General features: G+C 72.5%; 10 protein-coding genes and 2 pseudogenes. 6 read left to right on the forward strand and 6 right to left on the reverse strand.

Features of this window, described 5'->3' with window-relative positions:
• The first annotated feature begins 169 nt into the window (after nt 1-169).
• Together GEV07_00005 and GEV07_00010 are read left to right on the forward strand one after the other, a co-directional pair.
• Nucleotides 170-1135: an aldo/keto reductase gene (locus tag GEV07_00005; GenBank protein ID MQA01169.1), complete on the forward strand. Its 966-nt coding sequence runs from the start codon at nt 170-172 to the stop codon at nt 1133-1135.
• 34 nt (nt 1136-1169) lie between these two features.
• Nucleotides 1170-2486 (forward strand): amidohydrolase, encoded by a 1317-nt coding sequence (locus tag GEV07_00010; protein MQA01170.1) that lies wholly within the window; start codon nt 1170-1172, stop codon nt 2484-2486.
• A 6-nt stretch (nt 2487-2492) separates the two neighbouring features.
• Here GEV07_00010 and GEV07_00015 read toward each other — a convergent pair whose 3' ends face one another.
• Nucleotides 2493-4727 (reverse strand): AAA family ATPase, encoded by a 2235-nt coding sequence (locus GEV07_00015; protein ID MQA01171.1) that lies wholly within the window; start codon nt 4725-4727, stop codon nt 2493-2495.
• 185 nt (nt 4728-4912) lie between these two features.
• Here GEV07_00015 and dnaN point away from each other — a divergent pair, with 185 nt between their 5' ends.
• Nucleotides 4913-6037 (forward strand): DNA polymerase III subunit beta, encoded by a 1125-nt coding sequence (gene dnaN / locus GEV07_00020; GenBank protein ID MQA01172.1) that lies wholly within the window; start codon nt 4913-4915, stop codon nt 6035-6037.
• A gap of 7 nt (nt 6038-6044) precedes the next feature.
• Here dnaN and GEV07_00025 read toward each other — a convergent pair whose 3' ends face one another.
• Both GEV07_00025 and GEV07_00030 read right to left on the reverse strand, forming a co-directional pair.
• Nucleotides 6045-6470 (reverse strand): hypothetical protein, encoded by a 426-nt coding sequence (locus GEV07_00025; GenBank protein MQA01173.1) that lies wholly within the window; start codon nt 6468-6470, stop codon nt 6045-6047.
• Nucleotides 6470-6862 (reverse strand): hypothetical protein, encoded by a 393-nt coding sequence (locus GEV07_00030; protein MQA01174.1) that lies wholly within the window; start codon nt 6860-6862, stop codon nt 6470-6472. Before GEV07_00030 ends, GEV07_00025 begins: the two co-directional genes overlap by 1 nt.
• A 103-nt stretch (nt 6863-6965) precedes the next feature.
• On the opposite strand from GEV07_00030, the gene GEV07_00035 reads away from it, so the two are divergent.
• The gene (locus GEV07_00035; GenBank protein ID MQA01175.1) at nt 6966-7697 is read left to right on the forward strand and encodes an HAD hydrolase-like protein; all 732 of its coding nucleotides are present in this window, start codon (nt 6966-6968) and stop codon (nt 7695-7697) included.
• On the opposite strand, the gene GEV07_00040 is transcribed toward GEV07_00035, so the two are convergent.
• Nucleotides 7650-8858: an MFS transporter gene (locus GEV07_00040; protein MQA01176.1), complete on the reverse strand. Its 1209-nt coding sequence runs from the start codon at nt 8856-8858 to the stop codon at nt 7650-7652. The genes GEV07_00035 and GEV07_00040 overlap by 48 nt on opposite strands.
• Nucleotides 8859-8918: 60 nt before the next feature.
• Between GEV07_00040 and GEV07_00045 the strand changes: the two genes are divergently transcribed.
• Both GEV07_00045 and GEV07_00050 read left to right on the forward strand, forming a co-directional pair.
• Complete coding sequence (locus GEV07_00045) at nt 8919-9488, forward strand: CGNR zinc finger domain-containing protein (protein MQA01177.1); 570 nt, start codon at nt 8919-8921, stop codon at nt 9486-9488.
• A 137-nt stretch (nt 9489-9625) separates the two neighbouring features.
• Nucleotides 9626-11166 (forward strand): annotated as a pseudogene (locus tag GEV07_00050) (methionine--tRNA ligase).
• A gap of 10 nt (nt 11167-11176) precedes the next feature.
• Here GEV07_00050 and GEV07_00055 read toward each other — a convergent pair.
• Together GEV07_00055 and GEV07_00060 are read right to left on the reverse strand one after the other, a co-directional pair.
• Nucleotides 11177-11572, reverse strand: coding sequence for an SRPBCC domain-containing protein (locus GEV07_00055; protein MQA01178.1), 396 nt, complete (start codon nt 11570-11572; stop codon nt 11177-11179).
• A gap of 874 nt (nt 11573-12446) precedes the next feature.
• Nucleotides 12447-15593 (reverse strand): annotated as a pseudogene (locus tag GEV07_00060) (MMPL family transporter).
• Nucleotides 15594-15882: the final 289 nt, after the last annotated feature.

Consider the following 15882-nt stretch of genomic DNA (forward strand, 5'->3'; position numbering starts at 1 on the left):
CACCTCCGCCAGCTCCGCGACACGCTCAACGCCCAGTTCACCGAGACTGTCAGTACCCCATGCGATGCTGAACACGAGCAGGTGGCCTAACGATCACCTCGGGGCCGCCACCGAAGTTCAACGGAACTCGGGACATCCTCAAATTCCGCCATGCCGATACGTTCTGATCATGGCTGACATGACGTATCGCAGGCTCGGCGACTCCGGACTCACCGTTTCCGCGGTGGGGCTGGGGTGCAACGCGTTCGGCACGAGGATCGGCGAGGAGGACTCGGTCGCCGTCATCCACGCGGCGCTCGACGCCGGTATCACCTTCCTCGACACGGCGGACATCTACGGGCAGGGCGCCAGCGAGGAAGTCGTCGGCGCGGCGCTGCGCGGGCGGCGCGACGAGGTGGTGCTCGCGACGAAGTTCGGCAAGGACATGCAGGGCAGCAACGGCACCGACTACGGCGCGCGCGGCTCGCGGCGGTACGTGCGGCGGGCGGTGGAAGCCAGCCTGCGGCGGCTGGGCGTCGAGCACATCGACCTTTACCAGATGCACGAGCCGGACCCGGCGACGCCGATCGCGGAGACCCTGGACGTCCTCGACGACCTCGTCCGGGAGGGCAAGGTCGGGTACGTCGGCTCGTCGCAGTTCGCCGCCTGGCAGGTCGCGGACGCGGACTGGACCGCTCGTACGAGGGGCACGCCGCGGATGATCAGCACGCAGGAGAACTACAACCTGCTCGAGCGCGACGTGGAACGTGAGCTGGTGCCGGCCTGCGAGCAGTACGGCGTCGGCCTGATCCCGTACTTCCCGCTGGCCAACGGCCTGCTGACCGGCAAGTACCGGCGCGGCGAGCCCGCACCCGCCGGCACCAAGCTGGTGGAGAAGCCGCACGTGCTGGCGAACGCCGACTTCGACCAGCTGGACGCTCTGGCCGCCTTCGCCGCGGCGCGCGGCTTGACCCTGCTCGACGTCGCGATCGGTGGCCTCGCCGCACAGCCGGCCGTAGCGACCGTGATAGCCGGCGCGACGAAGCCCACCCAAGTAGCCGCGAACGCGGCCGCGGGCACCTGGCAGCCCACCCTCGCCGACCTCGCAGAGCTCGACGAGCTCGCCCCCGCACCACCGCCCCCGCCCGGCCGCTGAACTGAACCCGGTAGTCCCGAGGAGGTCTTCGCCCGTGCCCGTCGACAGTAACCCTTATGTCGCGATCGCGACCGAGTTGGCCGAGCAGGCGGTCGCCGACCGCCGGGATCTGCACAGGCATGCGGAACCTGGCTGGATGGAGTTCCGTACGACGGCGAGGATCGTGACGAGGCTGCGCGCGCTCGGCTGGCGCGTCCGCTGGGGCAAGGACCTCTACGCCGGTGTCGACCGGCTGGGAGTGCCGTCGGCCGACGAGCTCGCCGCCGGTTACGAGCGGGCGGTCGCCGACGGCGCGGACGTCGAGCTGCTCGAGCCGATGGCCGGTGGCTGGACGGGCTGTGTCGCCGAGCTGGACGGTGCGGGTCGGGGCCGTACGGTCGCGTTGCGGTTCGACATCGACGGCCTAGCCGTACCGGAGGCGAGCAGCGACGACCACCTGCCCGCGCGTGAGGGCTTCGCGTCCGTGCACGAGGGCATCATGCACGCCTGCGGCCACGACACGCACACGGCGATGGGGCTCGGCGTGGCGGAGGCGCTCGCCCGCACCCGCGACCAGTGGCAGGGCACCGTCCGGCTGGTGTTCCAGCCCGGCGAGGAGGGCTGCAGGGGCGCCGAGTCCATGGTGACGGCAGGGTTGCTCGACGGCGTCGACGCGTTCCTCGCCCCACACGTCGGCGCGCAGTCGCACCGATCGGGGGAGATCCTCCCTGGGATCAGCGGCTTCCTCGCCACCAGCAAGCTCGACGTGCACTTCGCCGGTAAGGAGGCGCATGCCGGCCTGGCTCCCGAGACCGGGCACAACGCGCTGATCGCCGCCGCTGCCGCGGCGCTGCAGCTCCACGCGATGCCGCGGCACGCCGACGGGAACTCGCGGGTCAACGTCGGTCGGCTCGACGCCGGCACCGGGCGCAACGTGGTGGCCGGGTCGGCGCGGATGCTGATGGAGCTGCGCAGTGAGTCCGCGGCGGTCGTCGAGGAGCTGGAGCGCCGCACCAGGCTGATCGTGGCGGGTACCGCCGCGGCGCACGAGGTGGAGTCCGAGGTCGTACTCGCGGGCAAGGCGCCGAGTGCGAGCTCCGACGAGCGCGCGATGGCAGCGGTCGCTGCCGCGGCGCGGGGCGTGCCCGGCGTGGTGAACGTGGGCGGGCAGGTAGTCGCGGAGGCGTCGGACGACGCGACCGCCATGATGCGCCGCGTGCAGGAGCAAGGCGGTGTCGCCGCGTACCTGATCGTCGGCACCGACCTGCCGAGCGGCCACCACACGCCGAAGTTCGACGTCGACGAACGGGTGCTGCCGCTCGGTGTCGCCACCATCGCGGCGGCCACCGTCGACCTGCTGGCCGCTGGCTGATGCCCGCTACCCGGCGTGGCGGGCGAGGCCGTGCAGGGGTTCGGGTAGGTCGCCGGTGTGGACGACGCCTAGGCGTTTGGTGGCGCGGCTCAACGCGACGTAGAGGTCGTGTGCGCCGCCGGGGGCGGCGGTGAGGATGGTTGCCGGCTCGACCACGATCACCGAGTCGAACTCGAGGCCCTTCGCGCGGGCCACGTCGAGCACGACGACGGGGGAGTCCAGGTCGAGCCGCTGCGCCCGCACCAGGTGCGGTACGTCCGCCGCGAGCCTGCGGTCGATCTCCGCGCCGAGGTCGTCGGGGACGACCACCGCCGTCATGCCCTCGGTCAACTGTGCCGCCTCGTCGGCGACGATCTTCGTGAGCGCCTCGGCGAGCGACTCGCGCGGCACCTGCAGGCTCCACGGTGCGGTCTCCGCCGCCCGGATGGACTCCGGCACCTCGGCCGCTGGGTCGGCGCTGCGCAGAACGGCACCCGCCACGTCCATGATCTCGGTCGGCGTGCGGTAGTTCACCGTCAGCTGGGCGACCCGCAGCCGGTCGCGGGCGTAGTCGCCGAGCGCGTCCTGCCACCGCGCGGGCCGCCACGGCACGCTGGCCTGGGCGAGGTCACCGACGACGGTCATCGACCGCAGCGGGCACCGGCGCTGCAGCATCCGCCAGGCCATGGGGGAGAGCTCCTGCGCCTCGTCGACGATGACGTGCCCGAACGTCCAGCTGCGGTCGCCGGCGGCCCGGTCGGCGGCGGTGCGCCGCGACTGCGGGCCCTGGTACCGCTCGACCACCTGGTTGGCGTCGAGCGGGAACGCCAGCTCCAGCTGGCCGAGCACCTCGGTGGCGGCGTCCGCCTCCACCCGCTCCTCCTCGGCGCGCAGGTGGGAGAGCGGGTCTTTGGCGGGGATCGGCCCGAGCCGCTCGGCGAGCTCGTCGAGCAGCGGGACGTCCGCGCTGGTCCAGCCGTGGTCGCGGGGACGCTGCAGCAGCTCGCGCTCGGCCGGTTCGAGTGCGGTCGCCGTCAGGTCACGCAGTGACGCCGTGGCGTAGCACGCGGCGAGCACCCGCTCCGGGGTCAGGTACGGCCACAGCCGGTCGACGGCGGCGGCGACCTCGTCGGTGGCCAGCTGCTCGCTCGCGGTGTCGTCGAGGGCCTGCTTGCCCGGGCTCGCCCCGATCGCCTCGAGCGCCTGGGCCGCCAGCGCGCCGTACACCTGGCGCTGGAACGTCGCCCGCGCCTGGTTGTGCGGCCGCCTCGACCTACGCGCCTTCGTGCGGGCCTGCTTTACGAGCGCGGGGTCCAGGCGCAGCCGGTGCCGGCCGTACGCGATCTCCACCGGCTGCTCCGGCAGCCGCTGGCACGAACGCACCAGCTCGGCGACGACGTCGACCATCCGCAGGTCGCCCTTGACGGCGGCGACCTCCGTCGACTCGCTCGCGGTCACCTCGACCCCGGGGTACAGCCCGTCCACGGTGGACATCACCACGCCGGTCTCGCCCAGCGCAGGCAGCACCTGCTCGATGTAGGTGAGGAAGACGTCGTTGGGTCCGACGACGAGCACGCCGCTGTTGGCCAGCCGGTCGCGGTGCTCGTACAGCAGGTACGCGGCGCGGTGCAGCGCCACGGCCGTCTTGCCGGTGCCGGGCCCGCCCTGCACCACGAGCACGCCGGTGAGCTCGCTCCTGATCACCGCGTCCTGCTCCGACTGGATGGTCGCGACGATGTCGCGCATCCGGCCGGTGCGGCCCTCCCGCAGCGCGGCGAGCAGCGCCGCCTCGCCGGAGAGGTGGGTGCGGTCGCTGCCGTCGAGCGCAGCCAGGTCGAAGACGTCGTCGTCGATGCCGAGTACCTGCCGGTTGCGGATCCGCAGGTGCCGGCGCCTGGTGACGTTCAGCGGCGCGCTCGGCGTCGCGGCGTAGAACGGACGCGCGGCGGGCGCGCGCCAGTCGATGAGGAGGCGCTCGTACTCGTCGCTGGACAGCCCGATGCGGCCCACGTAGTGGGTCTCGCCGGTCGTCTTGTCGACGCGGCCGAACACCAGGCCGTGCTCGACGGCGTTGAAGCGGGCGATGCGGTCTTCCAGCATCGTCGACCTGGCGTCGCGTTCGCTGCGTGCGGCCGGCGTGCCCACCGAGCCGGCCTTGCGCACTGCGGCGAGTTCTGCGGCCGAGCCGGCGCGGAGCTCGTCCAACCGGGTGTACAGGCGATCGACGTACGCCTGCTCGGTGGTGAGTTCGACGTCGGTCACCGGTGGCGTCCACGGGTCCGAGGCAGCGGGTTCACGTACGTGGTCTCCAATCGAGGTGCACCCGACAGGCAAAGATAGCGCGGCGAGGCGGGTGATTGTGCAGGGTGGGTGGCGCCGTCACGGGTGTCGTCCACAGCCCGTATCGTCTGGCGGACAGGGGAAGCGACGGGACCCGGAAGGCAACCATGCGGATCAATGCGCAGACGGCAGAGTTGGCGAAGGCGGCGGGGTTCGCGGCGCGGCATGCGTCGTCGCGGCCGGTGCTGCCGGTGCTCTCCGGGCTGCGGTTGCGTGCCACCGCGGGCGAGGTGACGGTCACCGGGTACGACTACGAGGCCAGCTCGGTCGCGACCATCGAGACCGACGTCGAGGTGCCCGGTGAGGTGCTCGTGCCCGGCCGGGTGTTCGCGGAGATCGTGCGCTCGCTGCCGGACGCCGAGGTCACCATCGCGCGCAAGGACGCGAGCGTGCGGATCGAGGCGGCCGACACCGAGTTCACCCTGCCGCTGCTGCCGATCGACGACTACCCGGTGGTGCCGGCCATCGCACCGACCGTCGGCGAGATCGACGCCGCCACGCTGGCGTCCACCGTGGCGGCGGTGTCGCGGGTCGCGTTGCGCGACGAGTCGGTGCCGTTGCTGTCCGGTGTGGCGGTCGGTATCGGCGAGGCGCTCTCGCTGATGACCACCGACAGGTACCGCATCGCACGGCACCAGCTGCCCTGGCAGCCGACGCTCACCGAGCAGGCGAACGCCGTGGTGCCTGCGCGGCTGCTCGCCGAGGCGGTGAAGGGGCTGCCGGGTTCCGGGCCGATCACCGTCGGGCTCTCGGACAGTGCCGAGCGCCGGCTCAGCCTCGGCCGCGGCGGCGCCGCGTCCACCATCAGGCTGCTCGACGGCACCTACCCGGACGTGCTGCGCGGCATGCCGACCAGCTTCGCGGGCGACGTGGTCGTCGACCGCGAGGAGCTGGCGGGCGCGGTGCGGCGGATCTCCCTGGTGGCCGACCAGTTCGCCGCCGTGGTGCTGGAGATCAGTGCACACGGGGTCGTGGTGACCGCGAGCAGCGAAGGCGAGATGGGTGGCCGCACCCGGCTCGCTGCCGTGCAGCGCAACGAGCCGGCGCGCGTCGCGGTGAACGCGGGATACCTGCTCGACGGGCTGGGCATGCTCACCGGCGGCTACGCGAAGCTGTCGTACCAGCACAACGTGCGTCCTGCGCTGCTCGAAGGCTGCGCCGACAGCGAAGGCAACGAGATCAACCAAGCCGCGCGGTACTACGTGATGCCGCGGATGCTGCCGGACGACTGAGCCGGGCTCAGCCCGCGGTCAGCTGCTCCATGAGGTGGTCGGCGTCCGAGCTGCCCCAGTAGTCGGTGATCCTCTCGTCGGCGACGTGGACGATGTCGTGCCCGGAGAACGCGACCCGGGTGCCGACGGCCGCGGACGCGCCGGGGATGCCACCGAGGTAACTGCCGGCGAACGTCCACCGGCCGGCCACGTACTGACCGTCCACGATCGGTCCGAGGTCGAGCGTGACCTCGACGTCGTCGAAGTACGCCCGGCCGCCGGTGATCAGCTCCACCGCGGCGTCCGGGCCGGTGGTGGGACCGGACGTGCCGCGCCGGTGGATGGTGAACTCGGGGCCGACGAGCTCGGCGGCGAGCCCGGGCAGGTCGTCGTCGCCCGCGTGCCAGAGATCGAGGAGGAACCGCCGGTACAGCGTGCCTGCGTCGGTGCTCATCACCTCAACAGTAGGAGGCTGAGACCGGCGACGGCGACCGGGCCGGCGACGGCGGAGAACCGCGCGGGGCGCGCGTAGCCGGGCAGGCCGTACGAGTGCGGCTGGGCGTCCGGGTTCTCCGGGTCGACCAGCAGCCGCAGCCGGGAGTTCGGCCGGTGCCTGCGGTAGACCGGCAGGTGGTGGGTGCGTACGGTCGCGTCCTGGGCGTCCTGCGGGTGGTTGTACGCCACCTCGACGTAGTGCCCTGGGTGCGGGGTGAACGCGCCGTCGGAGAATCCGGTGTAGCGCGACGCCTGGTACGCACGGACCACGGTGGCCTGGACGGGGGTGAGCCGCAAGCGGTGGTTGGCGGTATGTGCGAGCCAGCTGAGACCGCCAACCGTGAGCGGCACCCCAACGGTGGCGAAGGCCATACCTACAGCGCGTTGGTCAGGCATAGCAGTTCTGACGCTACCTTCGTGGCCGAGGTTCTCGAGTGCTGGAAGGATACGGCATGTGAGTCTCCCTGTGGCAGCGTGCACCGAAACGGCGATCGATGCGGTTCTCCTGGACGCCGGCGGGGTGCTCATCCTGCCGGAGCACGCCGCGATGCGCGCCGCGTTGGAGCCGTACGGGGTGGATCCGACCGATGCCGAGCTGACCAGAGCCCATTACGCCGGGATGGCCGCGCAGGACGGCGACCTGGAACAGGGCTGGTCCGCGTATACCCGAGCCTACGTCGCGGCGCTGGGAGTTGCCGCCGAGCACGGCGACGCCGCCGAGCACGGCGACGCCGCTGCTCAGGCGCTGTTCGCGGCCCGGCGGGAGTGGATCAGCGCCACCCCGGCGGCGGCGACCGAGCTGGCCAGGCTGGCGGCGCTCGGCGTGCCGCTCGTGGTGGTGTCGAATGCGGTCGGCACGGTCGAACGGCAGCTCGCGGTGGCCGGGGTGTGCCAGGTGGGCGACGGGCCGGGCGTACGGGTCGAGGCGGTGATCGACTCGCACCTGGTCGGCGTGCGCAAGCCGGACCCGGCGATCTTCCAGCTCGGCCTGGACGCCGCGGGCTGCGCCGCGGCGCACGCCCTGATGGTCGGCGACTTCGCGTACGCCGACGTGCACGGCGCCGAGCAGGCGGGTATCCGTGCCGTGCACCTCGACCCGTACGGCGACTGCCGTAGCCGGCATGCCGGGCCGGACGTGTCAGGCCTCGCCGCGGTGGTCGAGCTGGTGCGCGCCAGCCGCGGCTGACCCGGGCAGCCGTGGGAGCAGTCGCAGGGCGGCGTAGCCGGCGAGCTGGGTGCCGGCGATGCCGAGCAGCAGCAGGGCAGGCAGCAGGTCCGCGGCGACGGCGACGAGGCCCGCGCCGCAGGCGGCGGCCGAGACCTTGAGTGCGGCGCCGACGGTGAACACCTGGGGGCGTGACCCGGCCGGTGCGTGCTGTGACCGGGCGGCGAGTGTCGCGCTGAGCAGCGGCCCGTCGCATGCGCCGGCGGTGGCGAACAGGGCCAGGCCGACCACGAGTCCCGGGCTCGCCGCGGCGAGGCCGAGGGCGACGGTGCAGCCGAGCAGGCAGTAGCCGGCGAGGCGCTCCGGCGGCAGCGTCGGCCGCCACCGCGCGAGCCCGACCGCCGCCACCAGCGCGCCGGCGGCGAACGCGGTCATCAGCAGGCCGCCGTCGCGGGCGCTCGACCAGGAGCCGGCGAGGAGCACCGCCGTGACTGGCAGTGCGCCGATGCCGAGGTACGCGACGCAGGTGCCGGCCGTCACGCCGTGGAGCACACCGTTGCGCCAGATGACGGTGCCGCCCCTGACCATCGCGGTGGCGAGGCCAGGCGGTGCGGAGTCACCGAGCCGCGGTATCGGCAGCGCGGCCGCCCCGAGAGCGGCGAGCGCCGCCGACCCGGCGAGTGCCGCGGTCGCCGCACCGGCCGACCACGCACCGGTGAGCACGGCGCCGAGCGCCGGGCCGGCCAGCGTCGCGGCGTTGTACGTGGCGGAGTCGAGCGCGTACGCGCGGGTGCGGCCGTCGGCGTCGACGAGGCCGCCGAGCATGCTGGACATCCCGCCGGTGACCAGCGGGCCGCAGCAGCCACCGACCGCAGCGACCGCGACCACGGCGACCAGCGGCACCCGGCCGACGGTCCCGGCGACGCCGGCGACGCCGGCCGCGAACACGGCCAGCGTGCCGCCGTAACAGGCGCGCGGGCGCCTGGTGCGCGCCGCGAACGCGCCCATCAACGGCGCGGCGACGACGTGCGGTGCCGTCCACGCGGTGAGCACGACGGCGCCCTGCGCCGCGTCGCCGGTGCGGGCGAGCGCGAGCAGGGCGACCGTCACGCCCATGCCCTCGTCGGCCAACCGGGCGAAGAACGACGTCACCAGGTAGGTCGCCAGTGGCCGGGTAAGCATCGCACTCCAACCTGGTAACGTCTTTAATCGATAAGACGTTACCAGTGCGGCGAGGTGGGGATGGGCGAGTACCAGACCGGTTTCCGGCCGGCGCAGCGTGCGGTGGCGCTCGCGGACGCGGTGCGCCGCGAGCCGGCGATCTCGCGCAGCCGGCTCGCCGCGCTCCTGCGCGAGCACGGCGAGGCGGCTCGGGACGTGCGGGGCGAGGCGTTCACCGTCGCCGACGCCGCCGCGTTGCGTGCCGCGGCCGGCCGGCTCACGGCGGTGCTGCTGCTGACCGACGTCGACCACGCGGCGCGCGCGTTGAACGCGCTGCTCGCCGAGTGCGCGACGGCGCCGCGGCTGTCGAACCACGACGGGCACCACTGGCACCTGCACGTCGACAGGCACGACGCGGGCTGGGCGGAGTGGTTCCTGACGTCGAGCGCGCTGGCACTGGCACAGCTGATGAGCGAGCGCGGCCGGATCGCGTGGGGCGAGTGTGCCGCGGCCGGCTGCGCGACGCTCTTCCTCGGCACCGGGCCGGGCTCGCCGCGTAGGTACTGCTCGAAGGAGTGCGCCACCAGGGCCAGGGTCGCCGCGCACCGCGCGCGCCGTACCGCGGCGGCGGGTAGGCTGGAGGCATGCTGAGGCACGACGCGTTCGCCGGCCGGATGGAGATGTCGCTATCCGGCCAACTCGGCATGTCCTGACGGTTATCGAGGAGGCCCACTCGGCGCCTCCTCACCCCGCGAGCAGCCGTCGAGGGGTGAGGAAGGCAGCAGACGATGGGTCGTCACACCATCACCACGGCGATCCCGTACGTGAACGGGAAGCCACACCTCGGGCACGCGCTCGAGCTCGTCCAGACCGACGTGCTCGCCCGGCACAGCAGGCAGCGCGGGCACGAGGTGCGGTTCCAGACCGGAACCGATGACAACGCGCTGAAGAACGTCCGCGGCGCGGCAGCCGAGGGGCTCCCGGTCGCCGAGTACGTGGCCCGTGGCGCGCTCGCGTTCGAGCAACTGCGCGGACCGCTGCAGCTGTCGTTCGACGACTTCGTCAAGACCAGTTCCGACCCCAGGCACCGGCCGGGGGTCGAACGGCTGCGGGCGGCGTGCGCGGAGCGCGGCGACCTGTACCTGAAGGCGTACGAGGGCAGGTACTGCGTGGGCTGCGAGTCGTTCTACGCCGAGGACGAGCTGACCGGCGACGGGCGGTGTCCGGAGCACGGCAGCGAGCCGGAGCACGTCGCGGAGGAGAACTGGTTCTTCCGGCTCAGCCGGTACCAGGAGCAGCTCATCGACCTGCTGGAGTCTGGCCGGTTGCGGGTCGAGCCGGCCGGGCGCAGGCGGGAGGTGCTGGCGTTCGTCCGGGCCGGGCTGGCCGACTTCAGCGTGTCGCGCGACGCGGCGCGCTCGCGCGGGTGGGGGTGGGGGTGTGGGGGGTCCCGGTGCCCGGCGACCCCGGCCAGGTGATCTACGTCTGGTACGACGCGTTGGTCAACTACCTCACCGGCCCCGGCTTCGGCACCGACCCCGAGCGGTTCGCGCAGTGGTGGACCGGCGCGGACGAGGTCGTGCACGTGATCGGCAAGGGCGTGCTCAGGTTCCACGCCGTGTACTGGATCGCCATGCTGCTGTCGGCCGGTGTGCGGCTGCCGGACGTGATCTTCGTGCACGAGTACGTCACGTCAGGCGGCGCGAAGCTCGGCAAGTCGGCCGGCAACGGCGCCGACCCGGTGGACGTCGCCGCCAGCTACGGCCGGGACCCGCTGCGCTGGTGGCTGCTGCGCGGCGTCGCCCGTACGACCGACACCGACTACTCTGCCGACCGCCTGATCGCCGCGGCGAACCAGGACCTGGCGAACAACCTCGGCAACCTGGTCAGCCGCACACTCGCCATGCTCACCAAGTACCGCGGCGCCACCGCGCCGAGCGCGACCGGCGACGGTGACGCGCGTGGGGCGGCGGGGGATGGCCGTGCGGTGGCGGCGCCGCTGCGGTTGGCGCGAGCTGCCGCCGGCGAGGCGATCGACGCCGCGCTTGCCGGGTTCGACTTTCGTGCCGCGGTCGCGACCGTCGTCCGCATCGGGGACGAGGCGAACAGGTACGTGGAGGCCGTCCGCCCCTGGGAACTGGCCGCGGCCGAGCGCGCCGGTGCAGGACCGGAGGTACTCGACGCCGTGCTCGCGGAGCTCGTCGCCAGCTGCCGGGACATCGGCTGGCACCTGCAGCCGTTCCTGCCCGAGCTGGCCGCGCGGATCACCGCCCAGTGCGACGGCGCCCGGCGCACGCCGGTGTTTCGGCGCCTGCAGCCAGCACCGTGACCGCGTCGAGCTACTGCTCGTCGAGGGTGGTGGCTACGGCGGTCATCACCTGCTGCCAGTGCGCTCGCTGGCGCTCACGCTCCTCGGCGTCGGACAGCCGCTCCTGGTGGAAGCGCAGTACGGCACCCGCGCCGCTGATGGCGGGGGTGACGGTCACCTGCACCGTGGTGTCGCCGTACGTGATGCGCACCCGCTCGCCCGGGTGGTAGCTGCGCACCTCGCCGGCGACGCCGGTGGTCGTGCGGTACGCGGCGCCGCGCTCCGGGGTCAGCTCCGCGCCCGGGCCGAGCCAGAGCTCGAGCCCGGCCGGGCTGGTGATGAACTCCCAGACGGCCGCCGGCGGGTGCGCGAGCGTACGCGACACCCCGATCTGCCAGCCGGCATCCTTGGTCAGCCCAGTCGGCATCGTCGGCCCCTCTCGTCGGTGGGCTCGGTGCGTCCGAGCGTACCGACGGGCACCGTCAGTTGGTGTGTTCCTGCGGGTCCGGCGGCGACCACTCCTCGGCGCCGTCGACGCCGTCCGCCGGCTGCTGCCCCCGGCCGCGGGTCTCCGGTGGCCTGGCCGGGTCGTAGACCAACCGGTCGAGCTCCGCGACCAGCTCCTCGCGCAGCTCGTCGTGCTGCGGGCCGAGGGCGGTGACCGGGTCGGCCCAGCGGTCGTCCGGGTACCGGCCGACCGGGCGGTGGCGCACGTCCTCCGGCTCCCACTCGAACCGCGGCCAGACGTGCGCGTGCAGGAACCCGTCCTCGTTGCCCTGGATCTCGATGTTGATCCGGCGGAAACCGGGGTCGCGCCTGGCACACACGAGCTGGACGGCCTCGCCGAGCCGCTCCACATCGGCCAGGAACTGCAGCCGGCGGCTGCGGGGCAGGTCGGTGAGGCGGGTCGCGTCGGGGTCGTCGGTGAGCAACACGCAGTACCCGGGCAGGAACTGCACGTCGCCGATGGCGACGAAACCGCCCTCCAGCCTGGTCAGCACCGTCGGGTTCTCCCCGTCGAGCGCGGTGCCCACCCGGTCGTACGTCCACCGGGGCAGCTGGGTCAGTGGCTGATGTCCGTTCATCGTCGGCACCTCCACCATGATCATCGGTGCAACCGGGCCGAGTGTTGCGGGCTCGGGGGAGTCGGCTTCCGCCACCGGGTCGGATTGCCCCAGTTCGTCGTCGAACTGGTCGGCCGGTACGGGTTCCTCGGCTTCCTCCGGCGGTGTGTCCGGCTGTTCCGGTTCGTCGTCCGCAGGCGGCTCCGCAGGCGGCTCCGCAGGCGGCTCCGCCGGCGTCTCCGCCGGCGTCTCCGCCGCGGGCGCGGCCAGCCGCGCGGCGTGCCGTGCCTGGCGGCGGTTCCTGCGCCGCTCCTTGCGCAGCTCGAGCGCCGCGTACAGCGTCGGCACGACGACCAGCGTCAGCACCGTCGAGCTCACCAGGCCGCCGATCACCACGATCGCCAGCGACTGCGAGATGAAGCCGGCCCCGTCGTGCCCGGTGACGCCGAGCGCCATGGGGATCAGCGCGCAGATGGTCGCCAGCGCGGTCATCAGCACCGGCCGCAGCCGGCGCCTGCCGCCCTCGACGACCGCCTCGTGGACGCCCATCCCGGCGACGCGGTACCTGTTCATCAGGTCCACGAGCACGATGGCGTTGGTCACCACGATGCCGACGAGCATCAGCACGCCGATCATGGCGGGCACGCCGAGCGCGGTGTCCGTCGCGAGCAGCAGACCGATCGCCCCCGTTGCGGCGAACGGCACGGAGACCATGAGGATCAGCGGCTGCGCGAGGCTGCGGAACGTCGCCGCCATGATGACGAACACGATCAGCACCGCGGCGGCCAGCGCGAGGAAGAGGCTGGAGAACGCCTCCGACTGGTCGGCGCTGACGCCGCCGACCGAGTACTTCGCCGACTCCGGCAGGTCGAGCTCGGCCAGCTCGCGGGTCAGCGCGGCGGACACGGCGCCGGTGTTGTCGCCCGTCGGCGTCGCCGAGACGGTGGCACTGCGCGCCCCGTCCACGTGCGAGATGCTGAACGGGCCGGTGGTGCGGGTCACCGACGCCACCTCGTCCAGGCGCACCTCGCCGGCGGGCGTCGGCAGCTTCAGCTTCTTCAGCTCGGCCAGCGACTTCGGTGGCCCGTCGGTGGTGAGCACGACGTCGTGCTGCTTGCTGTCCACGCTCATCTGGGTCACCGTGCTGCCGCGCATGGCCGCGGCAACCGCCTGCCCGATGGGGCTGTCGGTGAGGCCGTACCGCGCCGCGGCCGACCGCTTGGTCTCGATCTCCACCCGCGGTGCGGTGTCGGCGAGGTCGCTGGTCACGTCGGTCACGTCGGCCAGGCCGGCGACGGTGTCGCGCACCTGTCGCGCCGCCGTACGCAGGTCGTCGTCGTTCGGCGACTGCACGACGACCTGCAGCTGGCTGGCCGCGGTGGGCCCGCCGCCCTGGGCACCGCCGACGGTGACCGTGCCGACGCCGTCGAGGTCGTCGATCTCCCGCCTGAGGCGGTCCTGCACGGCCTGCGCGTTCACGGCCTCGCCCAGCGTCACCTGGTAGTTCGCGGACGACGCGTCGCCGCCAGGCCCGCCGAACGCGCCGCCGCCCACGGTGACCTGGTAGTCGTCGACGCCGGCGTCGTCGAGGAGGACGTCCTCGACCTCGGTGACGGCGTCGCTGGTCGTGTCGAGGTTGGTGCCCACCGGCAGCTTCTGCGTGATGGTGACCGCGTTCTGCCCGGAGTCGTCGAGGAAGTTCGTCTTCAGCTGCGAGCCGAGCAGGCCGGTGCCGCAGAGCACGAGCAGCGCGAGCACGACGGTGATCACCCGGTGCTTCGTGGTGAACGTGATCACCGGTACGTACGCGCGGTGCAGCGGCGACCTGCGCTCCTTCTCCACCGCCTTGCGTTCGTATTCCTCGGCATCCTCGGCGCGGAGCTTCGGCGCGCGCAGGAACCAGTAGCACAGCACGGGGATGATGGTCAGAGCGACGAACAGCGACGCGAGCAGTGCGATGGTGACGGTGAGGGCGAACGGCCGGAACAGCTCGCCGGTGATGCCGCCGACCAGGCCGATGGGGAGGAACACGGCGACGGTGGTGAGGGTGGACGCGGTGATCGCCGTGGCGACCTCGCGTACGCCGTTCAGCACGGCCTGCTGTTTCTCCTCACCGTAGGTGAGATGTCGCTTGATGTTCTCCAGCACCACGATCGAGTCGTCCACCACCCGGCCCACGGCGACGGTGAGGCCGCCGAGGGTGAGCAGGTTGAGGGACAGGTCGCCGGTCCACATGGCGATCAGCGCGATCAGCACCGACATCGGGATGGACACGGCGGTGACGAGGGTGGAGCGCAGCGACAGCAGGAACAGCAGGATGACGACGACCGCGAACACCAGGCCGAGCACGCCTTCGGTGCCGAGGCTGTTGATGGAGTCCTTGACGTACGGCGCCTGGTCGAAGACCACGGTCAGCTCGGTGTCGCCGCCGACGTCGTCGGTGAGGTCGGGCAGCATGCCGCGGATCTCGTCGGATATCTGCACGTTGTTGCCGTCAGGCGCGGCGGTCACCAGCAGGCCGAGGTTGGGCTTGCCGTTGGTCCTGGTGAGGGTCGTCGCCTCGGCCTCGGTCAGCGACACGTCGGCGACGTCGCCGAGCTGCACCGGCTTGGCCGGCGGCTGCGGGCCGCCGGTCGCGTCGGCGCTCGGCGTGACGTAGAGGTCCTCGATCTCGGTGACCGACTCGAACCGCTTCGCCACCTGGACGGAGACCTTCTTGTCGGCGTCGTCGAACGAGCCGGCGGGGATCGGGGTGCCGTTCGCGGTGAGCGCGTCCGCGACGGCCGACGTGGTCAGGCCGGCCTTGGTGAGCTCCTTCTCGTCGACCGACACGGAGAGCTGCTGCTCGCGCACGCCGGTGACCTCCGCGCTGCGCACCCCGCTGACCTGGGTCAGCTCGGGTACGACGGTCTCGTCCAGCCGGTCGGCGAGCTCCTGCTGGTCCAGGTCGGACGTGGCGGCGAACACCACGGCCGGGATCTCGTCGCTGCTGCCGTTCACGACCTCGGGTTCGACGTCCTCGGGCAGCTGGCTCTGGATGCCGCCGATCGCCTCCTCGACGTCGGCGGTGGCCTCGTCCAGGTCGGTGCCGTAGGTGAACTGGAGCTGGATGGTCGCCGACCCGTCGGCCGAGGTGGAGGTGACGTCCTCCACGCCGTCGATGCCCTGCACCGCCTCCTCGATCGGCACGGTGACCTGGTCCTCGACGATGTCCGGCGCGGCGCCGGCGTGCGGCGCGATGACGAACGCGGCGGGGAACTCGATGCTCGGGATGAGCTGCTGCTTCAGCTGCGGGACCGAGTAGAAGCCGAACCCGACGACGATCAGCGAGATGAGCGCCACGATCGTGCGGTTGGCGAGGCTGAGCCTGGCCAGGTGCGACATGAAGCGTTCCTTCCCCCCTGGCTGTGGTCATCCGCCGTGCCGGCCAGCGCTCTCGCTGGGGTGGATCGGAACGGCCCGGGCGGGACGCACAGGCTCACTGGACGCGACCAAGTCGCGACAAGGTTACTGACCGTGACCACCGGGTTTCTGGTGACCCCGTTCGTCTCGTATCAGGAGACCGCACAGCGGGCCGCGGCGGACAGTGGCCAAGGTCGGGATCGGGCCGTCCGATGGGCTGTGCTTTGCTGGGGGAACAGCAACTTTCTATGGTGGTCGGTCGTGGTGCCGG

The organism is Streptosporangiales bacterium, assembly GCA_009379825.1.
Taxonomy (GTDB): domain Bacteria; phylum Actinomycetota; class Actinomycetes; order Streptosporangiales; family WHST01; genus WHST01.

Bases quoted from the DNA above. Each gene is read 5' to 3' on its own strand.
- GEV07_00055 (MQA01178.1), bottom strand. From the start codon at position 11,572: ATGCCGACTGGGCTGACCAAGGATGCCGGCTGGCAGATCGGGGTGTCG.
- GEV07_00045 (MQA01177.1), top strand. From the start codon at position 8,919: ATGGGCGAGTACCAGACCGGTTTCCGGCCGGCGCAGCGTGCGGTGGCG.
- dnaN (MQA01172.1), top strand. From the start codon at position 4,913: ATGCGGATCAATGCGCAGACGGCAGAGTTGGCGAAGGCGGCGGGGTTC.
- GEV07_00040 (MQA01176.1), bottom strand. From the start codon at position 8,858: ATGCTTACCCGGCCACTGGCGACCTACCTGGTGACGTCGTTCTTCGCC.
- GEV07_00025 (MQA01173.1), bottom strand. From the start codon at position 6,470: ATGAGCACCGACGCAGGCACGCTGTACCGGCGGTTCCTCCTCGATCTC.
- GEV07_00005 (MQA01169.1), top strand. From the start codon at position 170: ATGGCTGACATGACGTATCGCAGGCTCGGCGACTCCGGACTCACCGTT.